Raw genomic sequence first — 25,231 nt, 5'->3', positions numbered from 1 at the left:
TCGTCCGGGGCCGGATCTAGACGGTGGCGGCGGCGAATGCCGCAGCATCCGCAAGCAGCTCTTTCGCTTGAGCCGGCGGCAGCGACTCCAGCGGCGGCCGCAGGCGCTGCCATCCGGCATGGCCGGCGCGCTCGGCGACGATCGTCTTCAGCGAGGCCATCTGCGGGAAGCGCGAGACCAGCTCGCGCGCCTTCACGATGCGCGCCTGCGCCGCCCTAAGCGCCGCGTCATCGTCGCTGCCGCGAAAATGCTTGTAGACATAGGCAAGGTCGCGCGCGACGAGATTGGAGGTTGCGGTGATGCATCCTGCCCCGCCCTTGCGCAGCAGCGGCAGGAGCAACGGATCGGCCCCGACGAGAACTGAAAAGCCGGGGAAACGCTCGACCATCGCGGTCATGTTGGCGAAGTCGCCGGAAGAATCCTTGATGCCGGTGAAGGTGGCCGGATAGGCCTTGCGCAGCCGCTCGATCAGCGCATGCGAGATCGGCTGCGCCGACATCTGCGGGATGTGGTAGAGCACGACCTTGAGCCTGCTATCGCCGATGCGCTGCACGACCTCGCTGTAGGATGCGTAGATGCCGTCGTCGCTGACGCCCTTGTAGTAGAACGGCGGCAGCATCACCACGGTGTCGACCCCGACCGAGAGCGCGTGACGCGTCAGCGCAATGGTCTCGGTGAGCGCAGCGACGCCGGTTCCGGGAAGAAGCCGCTGCGGCGCGATGCCCGCGGCCACCACCGCCTCGAGCAGCGCCATGCGCTCGGCCGCGGAGAAGGAGTTCGCTTCGCCGGTGGTGCCGAGCAGCGCGATGCCGTCGCAGCCTTCGTCCAGCAGGTAGCGGCAATGCGCCACGAAGCGCGCATGATCGGGGGCGAGCTCGGCGTCGAGGGGCGTCAACGCGGCGGAGAACACGCCATGAGGGTGCAGCAATGATGTCGACAAACTTCCTCCGATCGTCCGACGTTGTTCGGAATGCGAACATTTGTTATGATCTATCCCGTTGGTAGGATCAGGCTGCCGCCGCGTCAAGGGCAGCTGTCATGGCGGGGCATTCGAGCATGGCGAAGGCTGAGAGCAAGGCCGCAAAGCGTAAATCTGAAGCCACACGAAAGAATCCAAAGAATTACGTCGCTTCCGTCGGCAAGGCGTTTGCCGTGCTCAAGACTTTCACCAGCGAGGCCTTCGAGCTCACCCTGAGTGAGATTGCCGCACGGGCCGATCTCGATCGCGGGACCGCGTTCCGGCTGATCCAGACCCTGATCGAGCTCGGATATCTCCAGGCGGTTCCGCAGAGCCGCCGGTTCCGCCTCGGCGTCGCCTGCCTCGATCTCGGCTACACCGTGCTGTCGCACGGATCGCTCCGGAACATCGTCGAGCCTCTGCTGCGCGAGCTTGTGCCTGCGGTAGGCGACGCGGCCTCGCTCGGCATCCTCGACGGCGGCGACGTGGTCTATCTTGCCCGCGTCGGAGCCGGCCTCGATCGCCACAAGATGGATCGCCGGCCGGGCACCCGCATTCCCGCCTACAGCGCCGCGCTCGGCCACGTCATGCTGGCGCATCTGGCGCGCGACGAGCAGATCGCGCGGCTGGAGTTGCGCCCCCGTGTCAAGCTGTCGGAGCGAACGCTCACCGACCTCGATGCCCTGCTCGCCCGGCTCGATCAGGTGAAGAAGAAGGGCCATGCCGTCTCCGACGGCGAGAACGCCTATGGCCTGCGCACACTGGCAACGCCGATCTTCGACGCGCAGGGTCTGGTGATCGCCGGATTGAGCGTCACCGTCGATGCGATACGGATGGACATGGCGGCCTTTCGCGACCAGGCGCTGCCGCGGCTGGTGCAGGTGACGAGCCAGGCGCAGGATCTCGCGATCAAGTCGGGATTGTCGGGCTGAGCGCGATCGCGGCGACTAGATCACGAGACGGTCGAAGTCTGCGGCGATCCGGGTGTTCGGGAAGATCCTTGTCGCCTCGGCAAGAATCTCTTCGTCCGCGTAGCGTCCCGACATATGCGTCAGCACGAGCCGCCCGACGTTGCTCGCGGCCGCAAAGGAGGCCGCTTCTGCCGCGGTGAGATGGCCGTAATTCCGCGCGGTCGGCGCGTCGCGATCGAGGAACGTCGCCTCGATCACCATCATGTCGGCGTCGGCTACGTATTGCGACAGCCCATCGGTGGTCTCGGTGTCGCCGATCACGACGAGCTTTTTGCCACCGCTAGGCGGCCCGAGGACATCCTCCGGGTCAATCGTTCGGTCGGTGAGCACGATTGGTCGGCCCGCGGCCAACTCGCCGCGCAAGGGACCGTCCGGGACACCGAGCGCTGCGAGACGATCGGGCTGAAGGTGGCGGCGAGCCGGACTTTTGAAGATGAAACCAAAGCTGTCGGTGTCACGGTGGCGGACCGGAAAAGAGTCGACGGTGAAGTCGCCGGCGTCGATGACCTGCCCTTCGGTCAGGGCTGCGAATTCCACCGCGATCGGCGCCCTGCCCGCGCCCCACAGCCCCGCGAGCATCCGGATGACGATGTCGAGCGTGCCTTGCCCGCCGTGAATTGTCATCATGTCGGAGCTCTGCCGCAGGCCCAGCGTCGAGAACAGGCCGGGGATGCCGAGCACGTGATCGAGATGCGCGTGCGTCAGCAGGATGCGGTCGAGCCGCCGAAAGCCGGCGCCGCTGCGCAGCAACTGGCGCTGCGTGCCCTCGCCGCAATCGACAAGGATGCGCTTACCTGCGGCCTCCACAAGGAGGGCCGGATGATTGCGTTCCGCCGAGGGAACGCTCGCCGAGGTCCCGAGAAATGTCAGGGCGAACATGGTCGTCGATATCCAGCGACCGCCCTTCTCCGCGACAATGCGGTTGACGGCCTCACCGCCCCCAATGCCACGCGAGCAGCAGCGCGTACAGGCCCATCGACGCGGCGTAGAGCGCGGCAAGCAGCGCGTAGCCTACGATCTGGCGGCCGAGCGTCGCCTTCGGCGTCACCCACCAGTCGAGCGCCCTGAAGGCGGCGGGCACCAGCCACCAGCCGAGCAATTGGGTGCTGACGAGATTGCCGACGAAGAGCGACAGCCAGATCGGCACGCCGTGGCTGTCGATCAGCGGCCTGCTGATGAAAGTGCCCCAGAGATAGACCACGGGATAGAGCACCAGGAGAACGATCAGATTGCTCTTCCAGATGAAGCCAGGCCCCTGCTCGGGAGCCTGCGTCGTGCCGGCCGGAAACCAGAAATTGAAGCCGTAGCTCGCCCGCTTCACGTTCATGCCGGCGTTGAAGCGCGCGCCCTCCTTCAGCAGCGACTGCCGCAACGGCGAGTCGAGCCAGGCATTGAGATTGGCATCGCTGTCGAACGACAGGATGATGATCCATTCGTCATGCAGGCCCGGAATCGGCCGCTCGATCTTGTGGCGGAGGAAGCCCTTGAACTCGGCCTCCGCGGCCTGGATTCGCTGCTGCCATTTCAGGAACGCGTCCTCGAGCCCGTCGGGGACCTTGAAAGAGATGACGGCCGAGACCGCGCTGTCGCGCTGAACGCCGGTGTCGGGCAGGATGTGCACGTCCTCCGAACCGACGAAGAAACGCTGCACGTTCGCGATCAGTTTCGCCCGCACCTCGCTCTGGAGCCAGGCGCGCGCGGCGGCCGGGCTCGCAAAGCGCAGGATCGTCACCCAATCGACGTGCGCCGGCGGTTGCGGCGGCACCACCTCCTGGCTGAGGAAGCCGGGCCACGCCTTGAGCACCTCGTCGACCTCCCCGCTCCACCGTGCGAACGCGGCGAAGCCGTCGTCGGCAATGCGGCGCTGAATGACGAGGGCGACCGGCTGGCCGGCTGGATCAGGAGATGCGCTCATGAGCTGCCGTCCGCTTCAGTCTTTCTTGTAGAGACGCTTGCCCATCACCCAGGTCTCGTCGACGCAGCGATCGTCGCCGACCATCATGACGGCGAACAGCATGCTCGCGGCCTCGTCCATCGTGCGCGGGCCGGCGCCGTCGGCGATCAGCGACTGGTGCCACGCTTGCGCGATCTGGCCACCATTCGGATCGAGTGCGACGAAATCGGCTTCCTTGCCGGGCTCGAAATTGCCGAGCTTGTCGTCGATGTAGAGGCCTTCGGCGCCGCCGAGCGTGATCGACCAGAAGCCGCGATAGGGCGAGAGCTTGTTGCGCTCGGCCTCCGCAAGGTCCTTGCGCGCCGGATCGATGCTGCCGTCGAGCAGCGTGTTGTTGCACATGCCGACCTTGTAGGCGTCGTCGAGCACCGAGATCATCGAGAAGCGGTTGCCGCCGCCGACGTCGGTGCCGAACGACATCCTCACGCGGTGCTCGGGATCGGTGGCGCGGCCGAGGCGGAACAGGCCGCTGCCGAGGAACAGGTTCGAGCACGGGCAGAACACCACCGCGGCGCCCTTCTTCGACATGCGGCGGAACTCGTTGTTGGAGAGGTAGACGCCGTGGCCGCCGGAGAACTTCGGCCCCACCAAGTCGAACTTCTCGTAGACGCCGAGATAGTCCTGGCAGTCCGGATGCTCGACCAGCACGCCGCTGCATTCGGCCGGATTCTCGGAGATGTGGGTGTTGACCCAGCAATCCGGATGCTCGTGCTTGAGGCGCTGACACGCTCGCAGCAGATCCGGCGAGGCGCCGAAGGCAAAGCGCGGCGTGATGGCGTAGAGGTTGCGACCCTTGTTGTGGTACTGTGCGATCAGCCGCTTGCTGTCGCGATAGAAATTGTCGGGGGTATCGATGAAATCGGCCGGCGCGTTGCGATCGATCCCAGTGAGCCCCGCGATAACGCGCATGTTGCGTCTGCTCGCTTCCTCGAACAGCTCTTCGGTCGAGACCGGCGAGGAGCTGGTAAAGGCCTGGCAGGTGGTGGTGCCGGAGGCGAGCAGCGCGTCGAGGAAACGCCTCACTCCCTCGCGCGCGTAGTTGCGATCCCGGTATTTGAGCTCTTCCGGGTAAACCCACTTCTGCAGCCACGGCAAGAGCTGCTCGCCATAGGCACCTAACACGCGGGTCTGCGGCAGATGGATGTGGCCGTCGATGAAGCCGGGAACGATGATGCGGTCCTTGATATGGGTGATCTCGACGCCGGGATGCGCGGCGGCGATCTTGTCATAAGGACCGAACGCCTTGATGACGCCGTCAGTGACGACCATGAGGCCGTCCTGGTGAAAGCGCGCGGAGGCCTGCTCGTTGCCGATGTGCTTCCAGGGATCGTCGACGAAGTCGAAGAACGTGCCGCGAATACCGACAGTGGTCATGAACTGTTTCCTTCCTTAAGATTGTGTGGCCTGCCGCGTCGCAGGCAGCGAGATCGCAAGCAATGTGCCCGCGACGGCGCAGAGGCCGAGATAGAGCCATCCGATCGGCGTCTGCGTGGCCTCAGGCAGCACCGCCGCGATCGCCATGGCGCCGCTCACGGCGAGATAGCAGAGCGCGCTGATGAGGCCGCCGATCAGGCCGTGGTCGCGCTCGAACAGGCCAAGCGCCATGCCGTACATCATCGGGCAAAGAACGCCGCAGCCGCCGAGCACCAGCGCGCCGCCGATCGTGATCGACATGAAATCGAGACCGAGGGTCATGCCTGTTGCGGTCAAGACCGCCGCACCGGCGAGGAATAGCGCGAAGGCGCCGAAGCCCATCATGCGGGCCGGCATGAAGCGCGCGAAATGCGCGCAGCCGAGTTCGCCGGCGAGATTGACGCCGCCAAGGCCGAGCGCAACGAGGCCGTAGATGGCCGCCGAATAGCCGAGGCCGGTCTGGTAGAAGAACGGCGCGACGACGCCGAACGCCAGCTGCGCGCTGGCGGCCGCGGCAAAGACCAGCACGAAGGCCAGGAAGCCCGGACGCACGAGCGCATCGCGCAAGATACCGGCAGTGCGGCGCGGATCGAACGGCGCACGCCGTTCCGCTGGCAACGTTTCAGGCAGAAGGAATACGACGATCGTAGCGACGATTGCTGCGGCGACGGCAATGACGATGAAGACGCCGCGCCACGACGTCAGCTCAACGATGAAGCCGCCGGCCGCCGGTGCAAGCACTGGCGCAAGGCCCCAGGCGGCACCTAACAAACCGGAGATCGCGGTGAGCTCGCGGCCGCGGAAGCAATCAGCTGCGACCGCATAGGCGACGACGAGACAAGTACAGCCGCCGATGCCTTGCAGGAAACGCAAGCCCAGCAGCAGCGAGGCGCTGGTGGCGAGCGCACAGGCGATGCTCATCGCGATCAGCACCGACAGCCCCGCGAGCAGGACGTTGCGGCGGCCGAGCGTGTCCGAGGCGATGCCGACCGGCACCAGCGCGAGAGACATGCCGAGCATGTAGGCGGTGACGGTGTTCTGCATCGACGCCGCGTCAGCGGCGAGATCCACCACCATCTGCGGCAGGCCGGGCGTATAGGCATCGAGCGGAATCTGGCTGAATGGCACGACGCACAACAGGATCGGCACGATCCCACCCTTGGCGCGACCGGCGTCCGAAGCAAGTGCAGTCATGGCTTACGCCCCCTCGATGTCCGCAGGTCCCGTCTTTTCGTGCGCGCAATGAGAGGCGACGATGCAGGTTGCGGATATTGACGCGCGGAGCGTGCCAGAACTGTGTGTAGAAACTCTTAGGGGTTCTAGTTCAATGCGGACGGCGCCGTGAAGACGCTGTCCATTAACCGTTCGGAAGGCATCGCTGCTTCGAACGCAAGATCGGCTTCGGCGAGGCGCCGATCAGAGCAGGAAGCCTTCTATAGCTGCGAGGAACTGCCGCGGCGCCTGAAGTTGCGGCACATGCGCGCAACCCGGAATGATCTTGACTTCGGCACGCGGCAATCCGGCGGCGAGCTCATGCGACATCGGCGGAGGCGTCGCTTCGTCGTGCTCACCAACCAGGACGAGGACGGGGACTTGCACCGCGGCAAGTTTTGCGCGGAGATCGAGGCTCGCCAGCGCATCGCACGCGGCACGAAACACGTCGGGATCGGTCCGCAGGAATGCTGCACGACGATCCTGCATCAGCTCCGGATGCTGCGCCTGAAATTCGGGCGCAAACAGGCGCCGCATCGCGACGTCGGTGATGGCCTCCAATCCCTTGTCGCGCGACACCTTCGCCATGTTGCGAAACGCCTCGCGGCCGGGCTCCGAGAACGCCGCGCCGCTGTCGGCGAGAATGAGCTTACCGGCGATCTCCGGGTGCCGGATCGCCATCTGCAAGGCGACGAATCCGCCATAGCCGTTGCCAAGCACGATCGCAGGCGCAGCGCCTGCAGCGTCTCGCACCGCCTCCGCCATCCGGTCCGCGACCGCAGCAAGGCCGCCCGCCACCGCACGTGAGCGGCCGAACCCCGGCAGCTCCGGCACGATGGTGCGAAACGATTTCTCAAGCGCGGGCACGATCGCATCGAAGCTCGCGCGGTCCGACAGAAGCGAGTGGAAGAGAAACAGCGGCGGCCCCTCGCCCGATTGCACGGCGTTGACGGTCCCGTTGGCAAGAAGCCTGTCCATATCCGGTCTTTCCTTCACCTCGTCGGCCGCCAGCGCGCCCTGAACTGCCCCGACTGATAAATCAACTGTCAGCGAATTCAAGTTTTAGCACTTGACGTGAAATATCACGGCTGAGATATTAATGCCAAGGAGTTGGAAGAATATGATGCTTTTACGCGAAGATATCTATGATCGCCTCAGATCTGATATTTTATCTTGTCGCCTTGCACCCGGCGGTGAAATGCGCGAGCAGGACCTCGCCGAGCGCTATGAGGTGAGCCGGCAACCGGTCCGGGATGCGCTTCTGCGGCTGCAGCGCGAGCACCTCGTCACGGTGCAGCCGCGCCAGGGCTATCGGGTCACGCCGATCTCGCTGTCGGACGCCCGCGACCTCCTCCGTTTCCGTCTTGCGCTGGAGCCGGCCTGCGTCGCCGAGGCGATCGAAAGCGCGCCCGACAGCGTGCTGAAATCGCTCGACGAGTTCCGCCGCTTCTCGGGCAACCACGAAGACTTCATCGCCTACAATCGCGGCTTCCACACCGCGCTGGCTCATGCCTCCGGCAATCGCCGCATGGCGACGGCTCTGTGCGACCTGATCGGCCAGGCCGATCGCCTCGTCCGCGTCAGTATCTCCAACCTGAAAGGCCACGACCCGGCGAAGCTCGTTGCCGAGCACGTCGCCCTGATCGACGCCATGCAGAGCCGCGAGACGCGAACCGCCGCGCGCATCATCAAGGCCCATATCGGGGCCACCGAAAAACGCGTTCTGCCGGCGCTCAAGCGCAACGCCGTCATCGTGGAAGAGAGGTCAGCATGAACATCCCGTCAAAACCTGCGTCGATCGACGTCGAAATCCACGGCAATTTCGTCGACGGGCGTGAAGTCGAAGCCGGCGGCGGCGCGATGCTTGATGTCCGCAATCCCGCGACCGGCGACGTGATCGCGCGCATTCCCAACTCCACCACTGAGGACATCGATCGCGCCATGAAAAGCGCGCGCGCCGCGTTCGAAGGCAAGGCCTGGGGCGGCATGGACACGCGCGCCCGGGCCAGACTGGTCAACAAGCTCGCCGATGCATTCGAGGCCAATCTCGACAGCCTGTACCGGCTGGAGACCCTCAACAACGGCCGCCCGGTCAACGAGACCCGCGCCCAGCTCTCCCGCCTGCCCGATTTCTTCCGCTATTTTGCCGGCGTCGCGCTGTCGCGCCGCGACTCCGTGATCCCCGTCGAAGGCGCGTATCTGAACTACACGCTCCGCACCCCGATCGGCATCGTCGCCAACTGCACGCCGTTCAATCATCCCTTGATGATCCTGTGCAAGTCGCTCGCCGTGGTGCTGGCGACCGGCTGCGTCACCGTGGTCAAGCCGTCCGAATACACGCCGCTGACGACCTTGAAGCTCGCGCAGATCTTCGCCGAAGCGGGCCTGCCGCCCGGCGTGTTCAATGTCGTTCTCGGTCTCGGCCAGAGCGCTGGCAAGATGCTGGCCGAGCATGGCGACATCAACAAGCTGGTCCTGACCGGCGGCACCGAGGCCGGCCGCATCGCCGGCAGCGCGGCCGCAAAGGTGTTCGCGCATCAGACCATGGAGCTCGGCGGCAAGACGCCGGTGATGGTGTTCGACGATTTCGACGTCGACCGCGCCGTCAACTACGCCGCGTTCGGTGCGTTCATCGGCGCCGGCCAGACCTGCGTCTGCGCCTCGCGCCATATCGTCCAGGCCTCGATCTATGACGAATTCGTCGAGAAGCTGCAGGCCAAGACCCGCACGATCCGCGTCGGCGATCCCTTCGACCCGAGCACCCAGATGGGTCCCGTGATCTCGGCCAAACAACGCGACCGCGTTCTCGCCTACGCGGGCTACGGTCATGCCGACGGCGCGCGTCTCGTCACCGGCGGCGTTGCCGCGAAGGTGGCGGGCCACGACAACGGCTATTTCGTCGAGCCGACGGTGTTTGCCGACGTCAAATCCGACATGCGGATCTTCCAGGAGGAGGTGTTCGGTCCGTTCACCTCGGTGACGCCGTTCAAGGACGAAGCCGATGCGCTGAGGCTCGCCAACGACTCGCCGTTCGGCCTCGCCGCCGCGATCCGCACCCGTGACGTCGCCCGCGCGCATCGCGTGGCCGCGTCGGTCAAGGCCGGCATCGTCTGGATCAACGATCACCACCGGCTCGACCCGGCCTCGCCCTGGGGCGGCGTGGACGATTCCGGCATCGGCCGCGAATGCGGCACCGAGAGCTTCAACGACCACTTCAACACCAAGAGCGTGATGGTCGCGACGCACGAGCAACCATTCGACTGGTACCGCGACACGGCCAATCAGAAGCGACTGAACTAAAAAGCGATGAAGTTGGATAACTCGATGCGAGCGGAGAGTTCACCTCTCCCGTAGGGAGAGGTCGGATCGCATCGCAAGATGCGATCCGGGTGAGGGGTTACGGTCTCACCGAATGCAGAGGCCCCTCACCCGGATTGCACTGGACGATGCTTCGCATCGCCAAGCGCAATCCGACCTCTCCCCGTCGGGGAGAGGTGAACCAGCGACAGCCGACGGAGCCAAATTCCATCGGGCTTCAACGACAAGCGGCCAATCGCTCAGAGAAGGCGGGCCGCATCAACGAGGATAACAGGCAAGGGAGAGCGTCAATGTCGACATCGGTGAACGCAGGCGGCCGTCTCGATCGGCTTCCGATCGGGCCATTCCATCGCCGCATCATGCTGCTCATCGGCATCGGCATGTTCTTCGATGGTTTCGACATCTACATCGCCGGGACCGTGCTCAGCGTGACGCTGAAGACCGGCTTTTCGACCCTCGCCCAGAACGCGGCGTTCATCTCGGCAACCTTCGTCGGCATGATGCTGGGATCGTTCTGCACCGGCTTCCTCGGCGACCGCTACGGACGCCGCTTCACGTACCAATTCAATTTGCTGCTGTTCGGCATCGCCTCCCTTGCCGCGGCGTTCTCGCCGAACATGGCCTTCCTGATCGCCTGCCGCTTCGTGATGGGCGTCGGCCTCGGTGCGGAAAACGTCGTCGGCTATTCGACGATGACCGAGTTCGTGCCCGCGCGCACCCGCGGCAAATGGCTCGGCTTCACCGCCGTGTGCGTCGTCACCGGTTTGCCCGTCGCGCTGCTGGTCGCCTCCGTGCTGGTGCCGCAATTCGGCTGGCGGTCGATGTTCGTGCTCGGCGGCGTCGGCGCGCTCGTCGTCTGGTACATGCGTAAGTCGCTGCCGGAATCCCCGCGCTGGCTGGAGGCCGTGGGACGCACCGCCGAGGCGGATGCCTTGATGCAGGCCATCGAGAAGGAGGCGGCGCAGGGTCAGCCCCTGCCGGCGCCGGCGCCTGCAATCCCGGCCCCCGTCGCCCCCGATCTCGGCACGCTGTTCACCGCGCCCCTGCTGTCGCGAATGATCGTCGGTGCGGTCTGCCTGATCACGATCAACACCCTGCTCTACGGCTTCGTGACCTGGCTGCCAGTGTTCTTCGTCAAGCAGGGCCTCTCGATCGCGACGTCGTTTGGCTATTCGCTGCTGATGGCGCTCGGTGCGCCCATCGGCTCGGCCATCGGCGCATTGACCGCGGACCGCTGGGGCCGCAAGCCGACCATCATCGGCGCGTCGCTGATCGCGGTCGTGCTCGGCATTCTCTACCCCATGATCTCGGATCCGATCCTGCTGCCGGCCGTGGGCTTCGCGCTGACCGTGCCGATCTACGTGCTGGTCGCCCTGCTGTTCGGCATCTACATCCCCGAGCTGTTTCCGACCGAGGTCCGCCTGCGCGCCTCCGGCATCGTCAATACGCTGGGGCGCGGCGCCACGATCGTCACGCCGTTCCTCGTGGTCTCGCTGTTCGAGTCGCGCGGCGTGGCCGGCGTCATGGCGCTGATGATCGGGCTGCTGGTGGTGCAGATCATCACCGTCTGGGCGCTCGGCATCGAGCCGCGGCATCGCAGTCTCGAGGAGCTGAAGGCCGAGGAAGCAGCTGCGCCGGTGCTCAAGGAAGCGTCCTGACTTCTGCTCTCGACGTCCTGATGGCGCTGCGCCTCCCGACGTGAGGTCGTTGTGCCCGGGCTTGTCCTGGGCATCCACGCTCTCCGTGCCACGCAGGAAGACGTGAATGGCCGGGACAAGCCCGGCCACGACGCTGTGGAGGCCGCGGGTGCCCCTGCTCGGCCGCGACCGGCGGGCAGATCTGGTTCCCGTTGCGCCGCCTCCTCATCTCACTCCCGGCATTGCATGTTCGCTCCTGGATCGGTTCGCCGAGATGGCGAGATGCAAGGGAGCTCATGATGACCGCAGATGCCACTGACTTGAACTACGGCTCAATCGGCACGCTGCTGGACGCCCTGCACGCGCGCAAGATATCTGCGACAGAATTGCTCGAGCACACCATCGCCCGTATCGAGGCACTGGACGGGCCCATCAACGCGATCATCGTTCGCGATTTCGATCGCGCCAGAGACGCCGCGCGCGCCGCCGATGCCGCGCTTGGCCGCGGCGAGCGGCTGCCGTTGCTCGGCATTCCCGTGACCTTGAAGGAACCGTTCAACGTCGCCGGCCTGCCGACAACATGGGGCTTTCCGCATTTCAAAGACTTTCAGCCAACGGAAGACGCTCTCGTCGTGTCGCGGCTGAAGGCGGCGGGCGCCGTCATCATCGGCAAGACCAACATCCCGATCGGGCTCAGGGATTTCCAGAGCTACAACGAGATCCATGGCACGACGAACAACCCGTGGGACCTCGGCCGGTCGCCCGGCGGCTCCTCGGGCGGATCGGGGGCGGCACTGGCCGCAGGCTTCGGTCCGCTCTCGATCGGCTCGGATATCGGCGGCTCGATCCGGGTGCCCGCACATTTCTGCGGTGTGTTCGGACACAAGCCGAGCCTCGGCTTGGTCCCGCTGCGCGGCTACAGCTTGCCGCCGGCCCCGCCCGTCCCCGGCCAGGGCGATCTCGCCGTCGTCGGGCCGATGACGCGCACCGCCTCGGACCTTGCATTGTCGCTCGAAGTGATTGCCGGCCCCGACGAGACGCGCGATGGAATCGGCTATCGCCTCGCGCTGCCCGCCCCGCGCCATGACCAGCTCAGCGATTTCAGGATCCTCGTGATCGACACCCACCCGCTGATGCCGACGGGTGACGCCGTGCGTTCAGCCATTGGACGATTGGCCGAACGACTCGAACGATCAGGCGCGCGAGTCGCGCGCTCGAGCGCATCGCTGCCGGATCTCGCCGAGTCGGCGCGGCTCTACATGAAGCTGTTGAACGCCGCGCGCAGTCCGCGCCTGACACCAGCCGCCCTCGCCGAAGCGCAAGGCGTTGCTGCGGCGCTGTCGCCGGACGACCGCAGCCTGGAGGCCGAGCGGGCCCGCGGCTGGGGCATGCTGCATCGTGAATGGCTGGCGGCCGATGCGGCCCGTCTGCAATTGCAACAGCGGTGGCATCAGCTCTTCCGCGACTTCGACGCGGTGATCTATCCCGTCGCCGCCGTGCCGGCCTTTCCGCAGGACCAGTCCGAGCCGTTCGACGCACGGCAGCTCGACATCGATGGCAAGCCCTACAACTATTCCGATGCGTGCTTCATCTGGGCGGACCCCGCTTCGACCTGCGGACTGCCGGCGACCGCCGTCCCAATCGAGCGCACGCCGTCGGGCCTGCCGATCGGCGTCCAGATCATCGGGCCGTATCTGGAGGACCGTACGACGATTGCGCTGGCCGGATTGATCGAACGCGAGTTCGGCGGCTTCGTCCCGCCGCCTGCGCTGGCTGCAATGCAATCTGCGAGATAGCTACGCTTTGTCCGCCGACTGCGCCTCGACCGCCTGCACGGCGACATCAGCGACCTGCCGCAGCGCTTCGCGATCCGCGCCGGACGACGCCATCACGCCCATGCCGACGGACACCGCCGAGACATAGCGCGCGAGCGCAGCGGGATCGGCGCTTTCCTTGAGATCGCCCTCCGCCTTGGCGCGGACAAAGCGCTCGCGGAGCTGGTCTTCGTTCTGGGCGCGGCGGGCGGCGAGCTCGAAGGGGACGTTCTCGGAGCCGGTGCCGCAGGCGATGCCGCCTTGCACGAGCAGGCAGCCGGGCGGATTGGCGGGATCAGTCTGCTTGTCGGCGATGCCCATCAACATCCGCTCGGCGACCTCGCGGGCGGTCGGTGCTGCCACTACCTCGTCGATCCAGATGCCGCGCAGCTTGGTGTAGCGATCGAGCGCGGCCTTCAGCAGGCCTTCCTTGTTGCCGAAGCAGGCGTAGAGGCTGGGCGGGTTGATGCCCATGGCCTCGGTGAGCTGGGCAATGGTCGCGCCCTCATAGCCATGGCGCCAAAACACTTCCATCGCCTGGTCCAACGCCATTTCGGCGTCGAATTCGCGGGGGCGTCCCATGCCCATCTGCCTACTCCTCGGAATTCGCATTCTGCCAGAGGCTTAACGCCGAATCCTAACTATTTGTTCTAATTCTACTTTCCTAGGATCTTCCAATTCTTGCGGTATGCCGCTACAATTTTCTTAGTGAATGGTACATAAGTATCTTGCACTGCGGTATCCAGCTCCACATCTGTAGTGAACACTACATATCTGGAGCGCGCAAATGCACCCCTCCCAAAATACCTCCCGCACCGGCCGTTTCCGCCGCCTTCTGGGTGGCGTCGCCATCGTGGGCGCCCTCGCCACGGCCGGCTCGATCGCCACCGGCCGCTATTTTCATGCGGCGCAAGCAACCGCACCGGCGGCCGCGGCCGAACAAGCTGTGTCCGTCACCGTCGCGATGATCGAGCCACGGCCGACCGTGCTGTGGGACGATTTCTCCGGCCGCCTCGAGGCCATCAACCGCGTCGAGCTCCGCCCGCGCGTCGCGGGTGCGATCCTGTCGGCGAACTTCACCGAAGGCGCGCTGGTGAAGGCCGGCGACGTGCTGTTCAAGATTGATCCCGCCCCTTATGCGGCCGAGGTCGACAAGGCTGCGGCCCAGCTCGAGGCCGCGAAAGCCCGCGTCGTGTTCACGCAGAGCGAGCTCGAGCGCGGCGCCCAGCTCGTCGGCAACGCCGTCGTCACCCGGCGTGACTACGACCAGCGCGACAATGCCAATCGCGAGGCGATCGCCAACGTCAAGGCGGCCGAGGCGACGCTCCAGACCGCAAAGCTCAATCTCGACTACACCGAGGTGCGCGCGCCCGTGGATGGCCGCGTCGGCAAGATCGAGGTCACCGTCGGCAATCTCGTCGCCGCCGGCACCGCGTCCCCGGTCCTGACCTCGCTGGTCTCGGTCAATCCGATCTATGCCTCGTTCGATGCGGATGAAGAGGTGGTGCTGCGCGCGCTGAACTCGATCGCAGATAGCTCCGGCCAACGCGGCAAGCTCGACCAGATCCCGGTCGAGATGACCACGTCGGGCGGCCTGTCGGCGAACGGCCACATCCAGCTCATCGACAACCAGGTCAACGGCCAGAGCGGCACCATCCGCGTCCGCGCCGTATTCCAGAACGAGGACGGACGCCTCATCCCCGGCCAGTTCGCCCGCGTCCGCATGGGCCAGCCGAAGCAACAGGCGCTGGTGATGATCGACGAGCGCGCGATCGGTACCGACCAGGACAAGAAGTTCGTGATGGCGGTGGGTGACGACAGCCGCGCGGTGTATCGGCCGATCACGCTTGGCGGCGCCGTCGATGGGCTGCGCATCGTCACCTCGGGCCTGAAGTCCGGCGACCGCATCGTCGTCAACGGCCTGCAGCGCGTGCGTCCCGGCGCCCTCCTCAAGACGGAGGTGGCGGCGATGGGCGCGCGAGGGCCGCAGCAGGCGTCAAACCACAGCAACCAGGACGTGGTGCAACGCTGATGCCCACAGTCATTCCGGGGCGCGCGTAAGCGCGAACCCGGAATCTAGAAGTTACGAAACTCCGATGACTTCATCTCTGGATTCCGGGTTCGCGCGCTTGGCGCGCGCCCCGGAATGACGAGAGCGTTGCTGGAGAACCGCAGGATATTGCCCAGGGGCAAAGCCATGAATCTCTCAAAATTCTTCATCGACCGTCCGATCTTTGCCGGCGTGCTGTCGGTTCTGATTTTCCTCGCGGGGCTCATCTCGCTGTTCGCGATGCCGATCTCGGAATATCCCGATGTCGTGCCGCCCTCCGTCGTGGTGCGCGCGACCTATCCGGGCGCCAATCCCAAGGTGATCGCGGAAACGGTGGCTACTCCAATCGAGGAGCAGATCAACGGCGTCGAGAACATGCTTTACATGTCGAGCCAGGCAACCACCGACGGCGCCATGACGCTGACGGTGACGTTCCGGCTCGGCACCGACCCCGACAAGGCGACGCAGCTGGTGCAGAACCGCGTGCAGCAGGCCGAGCCGCGCCTGCCGGCCGTGGTGCGCCAGCTCGGCATCATCACCAAGAAATCGTCGCCCGACCTCACCATGGTCGTGCATCTGTTGTCGCCGAACGGCCGCTACGACATGACGTATCTGCGCAACTATGCCGTGCTCAACGTCAAGGACCGGTTGGCGCGGATCGACGGTGTCGGCGACGTCCAGCTCTATGGCGCCGGCGACTATTCGATGCGGGTCTGGGTCGACCCGCAGAAAGCCGCCGAGCATGGGCTCACCGCCAGCGACATCGTGCGGGCGATCCAGGCACAGAACGTCGAGGCCGCCGCTGGCGTGGTCGGTTCCTCTCCGAACGTCAAAGGCATCGATCTCCAGCTCTCGGTCAATGCCGAAGGCCGGCTCGCGAACGAGGAGCAGTTCGGCGACATCGTGGTCAAGACCGGCGCGCGCGGCGAAGTGGTGCGCTTGCGTGATGTCGCGCGCATCGAGCTTGGCGCGTCTGAATACGGCCTGCGCTCGCTGCTCGACAACAAGCAGGCGGTGGCGATCCCGATCTTCCAGGCGCCCGGCTCCAACGCGCTGCAGATTTCCGACAACGTCCGCGCCACCATGGCCGAGATCAAGAAGAACATGCCGGAGGGCGTGTCCTACCAGATCGTGTACGACCCCACTCAGTTCGTGCGCTCCTCGATCGAGGCCGTGATCCACACGCTGCTGGAGGCGATCGCGCTGGTGGTGCTGGTCGTGATCCTGTTCCTGCAGACCTGGCGCGCCTCGATCATCCCGCTGCTGGCCGTGCCGGTGTCGATCGTCGGCACGTTCGCGGTGATGCACGTGTTCGGCTTCTCCATCAACGCGCTCAGCCTGTTCGGCCTGGTGCTCGCCATCGGCATCGTCGTCGACGACGCCATCGTCGTGGTCGAGAACGTCGAGCGCAACATCGAGGCCGGGCTGTCACCGCGCGATGCCACCTACCAGGCCATGCGCGAGGTCTCGGGCCCGATCATCGCGATCGCACTGGTGTTGATCGCGGTGTTCGTGCCGCTCGCCTTCATTTCCGGCCTCACCGGGCAGTTCTACAAGCAGTTTGCACTGACGATCGCGATTTCAACGGTGATCTCCGCCATCAACTCGCTGACGCTATCGCCGGCCCTGTCTGCGCTGCTGCTCAAGGGACACAACGAGCCGAAGGACAAGCTGACAATCATCATGGAGAAGAGCCTTGGTTGGTTCTTCCGCCGCTTCAATCGGGCGTTCACCTACTCCTCGGAGAGTTACAGCGGCACCGTCACCAAGGTGATCTCGGGCAAGGCCGCGGTGATGGGCCTCTATGTGGTGCTGGTCGGCCTCACCGCCCTGCTATTCCAGCAGGTGCCGAGCGGATTCGTGCCGGGTCAGGACAAGCAATATCTGGTCGGCTTCGCTCGCCTGCCCGACGGCGCAACGCTCGACCGCAGCGAAGAGGTGATCCGCAAGATGAGCGACATCGCGCTGACCCAGCCCGGTGTCGAGAGCTCGGTGGCCTTCCCGGGCCTGTCGATCTCCGGCTTCACCAACTCCTCCAACGCCGGCATCGTGTTCTCGACGCTGAAGCCGTTCGACGAACGCAAGGATGCCTCGCTCAGCGGTCCCGCCATCGCGGCTGAGCTGAACAAGAAATATGCCGGCATCCAGGAGGCATTCATCGCCATGTTCCCGCCTCCGCCGGTGAACGGCCTCGGCACCATCGGCGGCTTCAAGCTGCAGATTGAGGACCGTGCCGGCCTCGGCTATGACGCGCTGAACGAGGCGACCAAGGCATTCATGGCGGCGATGCAGAAGGCGCCTGAGATCGCCGGCGTGTTCTCGAGCTTCCAGGTCAACGTGCCCCAGCTGTTCGCCGACATCGATCGCACCAAGGCGCTCCAGCTGGGCGTGCCGGTGACGGAAGTGTTCAACACGCTACAGATTTACCTCGGGTCCTACTACGTCAACGACTTCAACAAGTTTGGCCGCACCTATTCCGTCCGCGTCCAGGCCGACGCGCCGTTCCGCGCCCGCGCCGACGACATCAGGCAATTGAAAGTGCGCTCGTCCTCCGGCGACATGGTGCCGCTATCGGCCTTGCTCAAGATCCGCCAGAGCGCGGGGCCGGAGCGCGCGATCCGCTACAACGGCTTCCTGTCGTCCGACATCAACGCGGCGGCGGCGCCCGGCTTCTCCTCGGGCCAGGCGCAGGAGGCGGCGACGCGGATCGCCGCGGAGGTGCTGCCGCCGGGCTTCGCCTTCGAATGGACCGACCTGACCTATCAGGAGTTCATCGCCGGTAATTCCGGCATCTGGGTGTTTCCGCTGGCGATCCTCTTGGTGTTCCTGGTGTTGGCCGCGCTCTATGAGAGCCTGACCCTGCCGCTCTCGATCATCATGATCGTGCCGATGGGCCTGCTCGCTGCGATGTTCGGCGTCTGGATCTCCAAGGGCGACAACAACGTCTTCACCCAGATCGGGCTCATCGTTCTCGTCGGCCTGTCCGCCAAGAACGCGATCCTGATCGTCGAATTCGCGCGTGAGCTCGAATTCGCAGGCCGCACGCCGCTCCGGGCGGCGATCGAAGCCAGCCGGCTGCGGCTGCGCCCGATCCTGATGACGTCGATGGCGTTCATCATGGGCGTCTTGCCGCTGGTGCTCTCGACTGGCGCCGGCTCGGAAATGCGGCGGGCCATGGGCGTCGCCGTGTTCTCCGGCATGATCGGCGTCACCGTGTTCGGCCTGTTCCTGACGCCGGTGTTCTATGTGCTGCTGCGGACCGTCACCGGCATGAAGCCGCTGACGCATCACGGCAGCGACACCAGCGCAGCGCCGGTTCAGGGGCTTGCCGAGTGAACAGCGTCCCGCCGCGGCACGCGCCCTGGGGACCAAGAAGTTCGGATCGCATCGATTACCTCCGATTCTCCTCGCAGAATTTCAGCGCGGCCAGCGCCTCGCCGGCGCGCGGGATCTGCATCTCGATGCTGTCATCGTCGTCGTCCTCGAAATCGAGCGTGAGGCGCTTGGCCTTCCCGAGGCGGTCCATGATCGACTGATCGTATGCGAAGATGCCCCGCACCGTGGTCTTGTCCATGACCTCCCACTTCGCCTTCTTCATGATGTCGGCGTCATCGGTGCCGACGTCGGCCCGGAGGATCTCGCCGACCTTGTCCCATTCCCAACCGTCGTAGATCATCACGATCACGATCGCCTGCTCGGAATAGGTGATCACGATGACGTAGTCGCGGTTCTCGTCATCCTTGTCCTTGTAGCCGCGGCTCGCATTGCAATGCGTGTCCTGCGTGCGCTTCTCGATGGTCCAGTCGCCGACCTTGGATTGTTGCGCAAGCGCGGGCCTTGAACTCAAGGTGACGACGCTCAAGGCGCCTGCAAGCCATGCAGCGCCGAGAATGAATCGCCTCATGCCGGCCTCCAGTTGTTCCCCGGGCTGAGATGACCACCACCGCCGGTGGCCCGCAAGCGTTTCCGGCGGCCGCATAGAACGCGCCTGTGCCCTACTCCCGGGATCTGAATCGCATTCCGACGGTGAGATCGTCGAACCACCGACCTGCGCCATGATTTTGCCTCGCAATATGATGCGCCGCTCCCGAGGAGACGACTTAAATGGCCTGAGCGATAGCGAGATACGGCGGGCCGGCGGCGCACAAACCAGCGCGGGGTTCCGCGCGAAACCCCTTTCCCGGTGCGACGAAACACGCCTGAAACAGATAGCCAGTTAAGTGGTCGTCAAAATAAGTACAGGGACGGCCACCATGCAGTTCATCCTCGACCTATTCTACGACTTTTCCTGCTGCCAGAACCTCGTTGCCCAGCCGCTAGGGGAGGACGAGCTATGATTGAGCTGATCTCAGCCCTGCTCGCCCTTTGCAGCATCGGCGTCTTCGCGGCGCACGCGCTGGACGCCTACCGCACCACGCACTCCTGACCGCCTTGCCCTTCCCGGCGCTAGAAAGGCCGCCGGTAGAAATGCTCGGAATGCGTGGCCGGCGGAAACCGGTTGGCGAGCGTAAGCGCTCCTCTCTCGTCCGTCTCGAGCGCGATCTTCTGCGCCAGCATCACGTCGCCCGGCACCAGGAAGCCTGACGGGACGAAGCACCACCCCATCGTCGCGTGGCCCTCATCGTCGATCTCGTGGACGTTGGCGGCCGTGCCGTAGTGGATGCGATACGTCCTGCCGGTGTCGCAGCCGACGACGTCGAAATACCGGTGCTGCTCGAACTGCGCGCACTGCGCCGGCGACAGCCATTCGGCCAGCAGCCGGCGGCCGCGGGCATCCGGCGTGTTCTCGCCGAAGAAGCGGCGGTAGAGTTCACGCAGCGCATGCAGACGCGCACGCGCCGGCGCGCGGAGCCAAACTGCCGCGATCATGGGCAGCTCAGATCAGCCGCCGACCAGGCGGGGAAAGAACAACGTTTCCTGCGCGGTCGGATCGAACGATCTGATGCGGGTGACTTCGCCGGGCCCGGTTCGAAGAGCCGCGGTGAAGCCGGCTCCGGTCAGCTCCCGAAAGCGCCGTTCGGCTCGCGCCAGCGCTTCGGCATTGCCAGGATCAAACTCGTGGCGCGTATCGCCCGTCTGGTCCATCACGATCTGGGTAGCCATGTTGAGTCTCCTCATGCCCAGCCCTGAACTTGATCAAAGCAAACCTCATGCCGTCGGTTCCCGATGGCAACAACTTTCTCGCGCCGGCGCATCACGCCTTGCTGAGCAGCCTCTAGCGCGATGAGATCGTCATCGCGCTTTAGGCTATTGTTTCAGCATGATCTTTTCGGAAGACCGCTGCAAACCTTTTTTGCTAACGCGGCCCTTCGGGTCCGGATCATGCTTTAGCGCGAGGCCGCGGCGCCTCCTCCCTCGTCGATCTGTCGGCCCATCAGCGCGATCGCCTTCTGATAGACGCCTGCGGCATTCCAAGCCTCGATCGCAGCGAAATTCGGCTCGCCCGGCTGGTATCCGGCTCCCGCGCGCCAGCCATGGGCTTTGAGGAAATTCGCCGTCGAGTTTAGCGCATTCGCAGCAACTTCGAGATTGCCGGTGCCGTAGGCCAAAATGTTCTTGGGCATGAACTGGGTCTGGCCGACCTCGCCATGCATGGAGCCGCGAGTCGATCCCGACAGCGTGCCGCGGTCGATCAGCTTCAAGGCGGCGTAGAGCTGGTCGGTAAAGAATTCGGGACGGCGACAATCATACGCGAGGGTCGCGATCGACGACAGCATATTCTGGTTGCCGCGCTGACTGCCGAAGCCGGTCTCCATGCCCCAGATCGCGATCAGCGGCCCGGGCGGGACACCATAGCGCTGCTGGATCGAGGCGAACAAGGCGGCCTGCGACTGCTTGAGCTGCCGGCCCTTGGCGACGATGGTGGTGGCGCCACGCTTGGCCAGGAACTGGTCCAGCGTCAGCGAAAAGCTGCGCTGGCCGCGGTCGGCCGCGATGGTGGCGCTGGCGTAATTGGCCTGCATCAGCGCCGACAGTGCGGTGGGCCCGATGCCCTTGCCCTGCGCCTCCGCGCTGAACTCGCGCTTCCAGGCCTCGAAGCCGGCCGGCGAGCTGCCGCATTGCGCGGCCTCCGCGGAGGATGCCAGGCAACCGAGCAGCGTCATTGCGCTAAAAACCGCTCCCGCAACAGCCCTGCCCCTGATCATACCCAACCTCCTGTCCTGTACCGTTCGGCGGCGCGATCTTACCCGGTGGAACGCGCCGACTCCATGGCCTGATGATAGGACAATTCGAGGCCATCCAGATTGTCTTCCTTGCGCCATTTGTCGAGCAGCCGCAGGAATGCCACCGGCCCGCGCCAATATTGGCTGTTTCTTGCCGCGATCGGATCGAACACGCCTTCGTTGTTGTAGTAGCCCGGCGTACATTCGGCGAGATAGGTCTGCCGGCCGAGCGCGGCCTTGACGACCTCGTCGACCCAGGCGTTCTCGGCGGCAAGCGTCGGCTCCAGGGTGCGTGCCTTGCGCTCTCGGGCCTCCTTGATGACATAGGCGATGTGCCGCGACTGCTCGTCGATGATGTGCGGGAAGTTGGCGCTCTGGCCGGCCTGCACCGTGACGATCAGGAAGCAATTCGGGAAGCCGCGACTGTAGAAGCCGTGCAGCGTTTTGACGCCGTCGCGCCAGCGCTCGGACAGGCTCATGCCGTCGCGGCCATGGACCTCGAATCCCATGCGGCGCGCGTAATCGGTGCCGACCTCAAAACCGCTGGCATAGATCAGGCAATCGAGCTCGTAGGCGTTGCCGTCGACGACGACGGCATTGTCGGTGACGCGTTCGACACCCTGCCCTCCGGTATCCACGAGATGCACGTTGGGACGATTGAACGTATCGAGATATTCGTCGTGGAAGCACGGCCGCTTGCAGAACGCCTTGTACCAGGGCTTCAGCGCAGAAGCGGTCGCCTCGTCGTTGACCACCGCGTCGACGCGGGCGCGGATCTCCTCCATCTTGCGGTAGTCGGCCTGCTCGATCACCTTCAGCGCCTCCTCCAATGAGGTCACCGGCTGCGGCTGGCGTCGCGGCGCCAGCAGGATCTCGCCGAGCAGGCCGGTCCAGCCGTCCTGCACCAGATCCTGCTCGAACGGCTCGCCTGAAATCACCGACGTGAAATTGTCCATGCGCTCGCGCTGCCAACCTGGCTTGAGGCTCTGCGCCCAGGCCTGATCCGTTGGCCGGTCGTCGCGAACGCCGATCGCGGACGGCGTGCGCTGGAAGACATAGAGCTCCTTCGCCGAACGACCGAGATGCGGCACGCATTGCACGGCGGTCGCGCCGGTACCGATGATGCCGACGCGCTTGTCGGCAAGACCGGTCAGACCACCGTCCGCATTGCCGCCGGTGTAGCCGTAGTCCCAACGACTGGTGTGGAAGCTGTGCCCCTTGAACGTCTCGATGCCGGGAATGCCCGGCAGCTTCGGACGGCTCAGCGGACCACCGGCAAGAATGACGAAGCGTGCACGGATGCGGTCGCCCCGATCGGTCTCGACCAGCCAACGCGCCTCCTGCTCCTGCCAAGTCATCCGCGAGATGACGGTCTGAAACAGCGCGCGCTCGTAGAGCCCGAAATGACGGCCGATGCGGCGCGAGTGCTCGTAGATCTCCGGCGCCCGGGCGTATTTGCGCACCGGCATGTAGCCAGTCTCCTCCAGGAGCGGCAGATAGATATAGCTCTCGGTATCGCAGGCGGCACCGGGATAACGATTCCAGTACCAGGTGCCGCCGAAATCTGCGGCCTTTTCCACGACACGAAAATCCTCGATGCCGGCCTCGCGCAACCGCGCGCCACACAACAGACCGCCGAAGCCGCCGCCGACGATGAGCACTTCGGTCGCTTCGCTGACGGCTGCGCGCGCAAATCCGGGATCGGCCCAGGGATCGTCGAGATAGCGGCCGAATTCGCCCGTGACCTCGACGTACTGCGCCTTGCCCTCGGCGCGCAGACGACGATCGCGCTCGTCGCGATAGCGGGCACGGAGAGCGGAAACATCGACCATAGATGCGCCGGTTGTGCCGGTCTTGTGTCTTTCCGCTGACATCCATCTCCTCCACCGCGAACGCTGCTTCACCGGCAGCTTACCTCACGTTAGCCCTGAAAAAGTGGCGCATGCAATCACGCTCGTTGTTTTTTGCGTGAACGCTGCGTGACGTTCCGCTAACCTTCCGCGCAAATCAAAGGCCTACGCCACGCAACGACGCGGCAACTGGAGGAGATCATGCAGGGATTGATGATGGACATGCCGCTTCTGATCAGCGGCTTGATCCAGTATGCGGCCGACTATCACGGCGAGGCCGAGATCGTCGCGCGCGAGATCGAGGGTGACATCCATCGCTACACCTACGCGGACGCACATCCACGCATCAAGCGCATGGCGTTGGCGTTGAAGCGGCTCGGCATGAATCCCGGCGACCGCGTCGGCACGCTGGCCTGGAATACGCATCGTCATTTCGAGATGTTCTACGCCGCGCCGGGAATGGGCTACGTCCTGCACACCGTCAATCCGCGGCTGTTTCCCGAGCAGCTCATCTACATCATCAACCATGCCGAAGATCGACTGCTGTTCATCGACCGTGCCACGCTGCCGATCGTCGAGGCCATCGCGCCGCAGCTCAAGGCAATCGAGGCCTATGTCGTGATGTCCTCGCGCGAGCGGATGCCCGAGACGAAACTTGCGAACGTGCATTGTTACGAGGAGCTTCTGGAGAAGGAGAACGACGCCGGCTTTGCCTGGCCGGAGTTCGACGAGAAATCCGCCTCGACGATCTGCTACACTTCGGGAACGACGGGCAATCCCAAGGGCGTGATCTACTCGCACCGCGCCGCGATCCTGCAGACCATGACCTGCTGCAGCTTCGACTTCCTGCCGGGCCATGTCGAAGGCGTGCGCGAGGTGATGATGCCGATGGCGCCGCTGTTTCACGGCAATGGCTGGAACATGCCGTTCAGCGCCCCCTACACTGGGTCGAAGCTGGTGCTGCCCGGCCGCAATTACGAGCCGGACAAGCTCTATGAATTGCTCGAAGGCGAGAAGGTGACGCTCTCGGCCGGCGTGCCGAGCTTCTGGCTGATCCTGCTCGATTGGCTCGGCCGCACCGGCAACAAATTCTCGACGCTACGCGCAACGCTGTCGTCCGGCTCGGCTCCGCCGCGCGCGATGGTCGAGAAGCTCAAGCGCGAGTATGGCATCGACTATATCCAGGCCTGGGGCATGACCGAGGCCTTGGGCTGCTCGATGCCGGGCTTGCGGCCCGGCTCGGAGCACCTCAGCGAGAAGGAGAAATTCGACCGGCGCCAGGTCTCGGGCCGCGCCTGTTTCGGCACCGCTTTGCGCATCGTCGACGACGCCGGCGTTGAGCTGCCGCGCGACGGCAAGACCGTCGGTCATCTGCGCGCCCGTGGCCCCTGGGTCGCCTCCGGCTACATGAAGCTCGACGAGGGCCTCGACCGCGACGGCTGGCTGATCACCGGCGACATGGCCGTGATTGACGGCCAGGGCCACGTCACGCTGACCGACCGCTCCAAGGACGTGATCAAGTCCGGCGGCGAGTGGATCTCCTCGATCCAGCTCGAGGACATCGCCTTGTCGCATCCCGATGTGCTGCAAGCTGCTGTGGTCGCGATCAGCCACGAGAAATGGCAGGAGCGCCCCCTCCTCCTCGTCGTTCGCAAGAAGGGCGCGACCGTGGACGGCAAGACCCTGCTCGAGCACATGCGCCCGAAGATTGCGAGCTGGTGGATGCCTGACGCCGTCGAATTCCTCGAGGAATTCCCGATGACCGGCACCGGCAAGGTGCTGAAGTCGGCGCTGCGCGAGAGATTCAAGGAGTATCGCGTCGCATGACGACGTCCGATCGCGTGCGGACAATTCCGTGCGCGGTCTTCATCTTTTGGTAGATCGAGGGGC

At 64.9% G+C, this 25,231-nt stretch carries 20 protein-coding genes; 8 read left to right on the top strand and 12 right to left on the bottom strand.

All coding sequences use genetic code 11. The annotated features are described in order from the left end of the window. Positions 1–16: 16 nt before the first annotated feature. Positions 17–940, bottom strand: a complete 924-nt coding sequence (locus tag CVM73_RS09975; protein WP_167406750.1) for a dihydrodipicolinate synthase family protein — start codon at positions 938–940, stop codon at positions 17–19. Between the two features lie 116 nt (positions 941–1,056). Here CVM73_RS09975 and CVM73_RS09970 point away from each other — a divergent pair, with 116 nt between their 5' ends. After that, positions 1,057–1,890 carry an IclR family transcriptional regulator gene (locus CVM73_RS09970; protein ID WP_100231830.1) on the top strand — a complete coding sequence of 278 codons (834 nt, stop codon included), beginning with the start codon at positions 1,057–1,059 and terminating at the stop codon, positions 1,888–1,890. 15 nt (positions 1,891–1,905) lie between these two features. On the opposite strand, the gene rnz is transcribed toward CVM73_RS09970, so the two are convergent. The 5 genes from rnz to CVM73_RS09945 form a co-directional block, all read right to left on the bottom strand. Then, positions 1,906–2,808: a ribonuclease Z gene (gene rnz, locus CVM73_RS09965; protein ID WP_100231829.1), complete on the bottom strand. Its 903-nt coding sequence runs from the start codon at positions 2,806–2,808 to the stop codon at positions 1,906–1,908. 52 nt (positions 2,809–2,860) lie between these two features. Next, the gene (locus CVM73_RS09960; protein ID WP_100231828.1) at positions 2,861–3,844 is read right to left on the bottom strand and encodes an antibiotic biosynthesis monooxygenase; all 984 of its coding nucleotides are present in this window, start codon (positions 3,842–3,844) and stop codon (positions 2,861–2,863) included. Between the two features lie 15 nt (positions 3,845–3,859). Continuing rightward, positions 3,860–5,257: a guanine deaminase gene (gene guaD / locus CVM73_RS09955; protein WP_100231827.1), complete on the bottom strand. Its 1,398-nt coding sequence runs from the start codon at positions 5,255–5,257 to the stop codon at positions 3,860–3,862. A 15-nt stretch (positions 5,258–5,272) separates the two neighbouring features. Further along, complete coding sequence (locus CVM73_RS09950) at positions 5,273–6,490, bottom strand: multidrug effflux MFS transporter (protein ID WP_100231826.1); 1,218 nt, start codon at positions 6,488–6,490, stop codon at positions 5,273–5,275. A 222-nt stretch (positions 6,491–6,712) separates the two neighbouring features. Further along, on the bottom strand, positions 6,713–7,486 hold the full coding sequence (locus CVM73_RS09945) for an alpha/beta fold hydrolase (RefSeq protein ID WP_167406749.1): 774 nt from the start codon (positions 7,484–7,486) through the stop codon (positions 6,713–6,715). A 145-nt stretch (positions 7,487–7,631) separates the two neighbouring features. Here CVM73_RS09945 and CVM73_RS09940 point away from each other — a divergent pair, with 145 nt between their 5' ends. The 4 genes from CVM73_RS09940 to CVM73_RS09920 all read left to right on the top strand — a co-directional run bounded on the left by CVM73_RS09940 (position 7,632) and on the right by CVM73_RS09920 (position 13,259). Beyond that, positions 7,632–8,282: a GntR family transcriptional regulator gene (locus CVM73_RS09940; RefSeq protein ID WP_167406760.1), complete on the top strand. Its 651-nt coding sequence runs from the start codon at positions 7,632–7,634 to the stop codon at positions 8,280–8,282. Next, the gene (locus CVM73_RS09935) at positions 8,279–9,808 is read left to right on the top strand and encodes an aldehyde dehydrogenase (protein WP_100231824.1); all 1,530 of its coding nucleotides are present in this window, start codon (positions 8,279–8,281) and stop codon (positions 9,806–9,808) included. The genes CVM73_RS09940 and CVM73_RS09935 overlap by 4 nt, the downstream gene beginning before the upstream one ends. A 308-nt stretch (positions 9,809–10,116) precedes the next feature. Beyond that, entirely contained in the window at positions 10,117–11,484 is a 1,368-nt protein-coding gene (locus CVM73_RS09930; protein ID WP_100231823.1) for an MFS transporter, read from the top strand. 278 nt (positions 11,485–11,762) lie between these two features. Then, a complete protein-coding gene (locus CVM73_RS09920; protein ID WP_167406748.1) occupies positions 11,763–13,259 on the top strand; it encodes an amidase in 1,497 nt (498 codons plus the stop codon). Here the strand turns inward: CVM73_RS09920 and CVM73_RS09915 are convergent, their stop codons facing one another. Next, entirely contained in the window at positions 13,260–13,865 is a 606-nt protein-coding gene (locus CVM73_RS09915; RefSeq protein WP_100231820.1) for a TetR/AcrR family transcriptional regulator, read from the bottom strand. It abuts the gene before it with no gap. Between the two features lie 199 nt (positions 13,866–14,064). On the opposite strand from CVM73_RS09915, the gene CVM73_RS09910 reads away from it, so the two are divergent. Continuing rightward, positions 14,065–15,309, top strand: a complete 1,245-nt coding sequence (locus CVM73_RS09910; RefSeq protein ID WP_100231819.1) for an efflux RND transporter periplasmic adaptor subunit — start codon at positions 14,065–14,067, stop codon at positions 15,307–15,309. A gap of 165 nt (positions 15,310–15,474) precedes the next feature. Further along, the gene (locus tag CVM73_RS09905) at positions 15,475–18,663 is read left to right on the top strand and encodes an efflux RND transporter permease subunit (RefSeq protein ID WP_100231818.1); all 3,189 of its coding nucleotides are present in this window, start codon (positions 15,475–15,477) and stop codon (positions 18,661–18,663) included. A 55-nt stretch (positions 18,664–18,718) separates the two neighbouring features. On the opposite strand, the gene CVM73_RS09900 is transcribed toward CVM73_RS09905, so the two are convergent. The 5 genes from CVM73_RS09900 to CVM73_RS09880 form a co-directional block, all read right to left on the bottom strand. Continuing rightward, positions 18,719–19,231 (bottom strand): hypothetical protein, encoded by a 513-nt coding sequence (locus CVM73_RS09900; RefSeq protein ID WP_100231817.1) that lies wholly within the window; start codon positions 19,229–19,231, stop codon positions 18,719–18,721. Between the two features lie 542 nt (positions 19,232–19,773). Then, positions 19,774–20,196, bottom strand: coding sequence for a hypothetical protein (locus tag CVM73_RS09895; RefSeq protein ID WP_100231816.1), 423 nt, complete (start codon positions 20,194–20,196; stop codon positions 19,774–19,776). A 12-nt stretch (positions 20,197–20,208) separates the two neighbouring features. Next, positions 20,209–20,430, bottom strand: a complete 222-nt coding sequence (locus CVM73_RS09890; RefSeq protein WP_027571731.1) for a hypothetical protein — start codon at positions 20,428–20,430, stop codon at positions 20,209–20,211. A gap of 224 nt (positions 20,431–20,654) precedes the next feature. Then, positions 20,655–21,473, bottom strand: coding sequence for a lytic murein transglycosylase (locus CVM73_RS09885; protein WP_100231815.1), 819 nt, complete (start codon positions 21,471–21,473; stop codon positions 20,655–20,657). Positions 21,474–21,511: 38 nt separating this feature from the next. Beyond that, positions 21,512–23,365 carry a flavin-containing monooxygenase gene (locus CVM73_RS09880; RefSeq protein WP_100231814.1) on the bottom strand — a complete coding sequence of 618 codons (1,854 nt, stop codon included), beginning with the start codon at positions 23,363–23,365 and terminating at the stop codon, positions 21,512–21,514. A gap of 177 nt (positions 23,366–23,542) precedes the next feature. On the opposite strand from CVM73_RS09880, the gene CVM73_RS09875 reads away from it, so the two are divergent. Beyond that, positions 23,543–25,168: a long-chain fatty acid--CoA ligase gene (locus tag CVM73_RS09875; RefSeq protein ID WP_100231813.1), complete on the top strand. Its 1,626-nt coding sequence runs from the start codon at positions 23,543–23,545 to the stop codon at positions 25,166–25,168. The last annotated feature ends 63 nt before the right edge of the window (positions 25,169–25,231 follow it).

This window comes from Bradyrhizobium forestalis (genome assembly GCF_002795245.1).
Classification (GTDB): Bacteria; Pseudomonadota; Alphaproteobacteria; order Rhizobiales; family Xanthobacteraceae; genus Bradyrhizobium; species Bradyrhizobium forestalis.
This window is presented reverse-complemented; position numbering and strand designations above follow the sequence as displayed.

Bases quoted from the DNA above. Each gene is read 5' to 3' on its own strand.
- CVM73_RS09970 (WP_100231830.1), top strand. From the start codon at position 1,057: ATGGCGAAGGCTGAGAGCAAGGCCGCAAAGCGTAAATCTGAAGCCACA.
- rnz (WP_100231829.1), bottom strand. From the start codon at position 2,808: ATGTTCGCCCTGACATTTCTCGGGACCTCGGCGAGCGTTCCCTCGGCG.
- CVM73_RS09960 (WP_100231828.1), bottom strand. From the start codon at position 3,844: ATGAGCGCATCTCCTGATCCAGCCGGCCAGCCGGTCGCCCTCGTCATT.
- guaD (WP_100231827.1), bottom strand. From the start codon at position 5,257: ATGACCACTGTCGGTATTCGCGGCACGTTCTTCGACTTCGTCGACGAT.
- CVM73_RS09950 (WP_100231826.1), bottom strand. From the start codon at position 6,490: ATGACTGCACTTGCTTCGGACGCCGGTCGCGCCAAGGGTGGGATCGTG.
- CVM73_RS09945 (WP_167406749.1), bottom strand. From the start codon at position 7,486: ATGGACAGGCTTCTTGCCAACGGGACCGTCAACGCCGTGCAATCGGGC.
- CVM73_RS09940 (WP_167406760.1), top strand. From the start codon at position 7,632: ATGCTTTTACGCGAAGATATCTATGATCGCCTCAGATCTGATATTTTA.
- CVM73_RS09935 (WP_100231824.1), top strand. From the start codon at position 8,279: ATGAACATCCCGTCAAAACCTGCGTCGATCGACGTCGAAATCCACGGC.
- CVM73_RS09930 (WP_100231823.1), top strand. From the start codon at position 10,117: ATGTCGACATCGGTGAACGCAGGCGGCCGTCTCGATCGGCTTCCGATC.
- CVM73_RS09920 (WP_167406748.1), top strand. From the start codon at position 11,763: ATGACCGCAGATGCCACTGACTTGAACTACGGCTCAATCGGCACGCTG.
- CVM73_RS09915 (WP_100231820.1), bottom strand. From the start codon at position 13,865: ATGGGCATGGGACGCCCCCGCGAATTCGACGCCGAAATGGCGTTGGAC.
- CVM73_RS09910 (WP_100231819.1), top strand. From the start codon at position 14,065: ATGCACCCCTCCCAAAATACCTCCCGCACCGGCCGTTTCCGCCGCCTT.
- CVM73_RS09905 (WP_100231818.1), top strand. From the start codon at position 15,475: ATGAATCTCTCAAAATTCTTCATCGACCGTCCGATCTTTGCCGGCGTG.
- CVM73_RS09900 (WP_100231817.1), bottom strand. From the start codon at position 19,231: ATGAGGCGATTCATTCTCGGCGCTGCATGGCTTGCAGGCGCCTTGAGC.
- CVM73_RS09895 (WP_100231816.1), bottom strand. From the start codon at position 20,196: ATGATCGCGGCAGTTTGGCTCCGCGCGCCGGCGCGTGCGCGTCTGCAT.
- CVM73_RS09890 (WP_027571731.1), bottom strand. From the start codon at position 20,430: ATGGCTACCCAGATCGTGATGGACCAGACGGGCGATACGCGCCACGAG.
- CVM73_RS09885 (WP_100231815.1), bottom strand. From the start codon at position 21,473: ATGATCAGGGGCAGGGCTGTTGCGGGAGCGGTTTTTAGCGCAATGACG.
- CVM73_RS09880 (WP_100231814.1), bottom strand. From the start codon at position 23,365: ATGTCAGCGGAAAGACACAAGACCGGCACAACCGGCGCATCTATGGTC.
- CVM73_RS09875 (WP_100231813.1), top strand. From the start codon at position 23,543: ATGCAGGGATTGATGATGGACATGCCGCTTCTGATCAGCGGCTTGATC.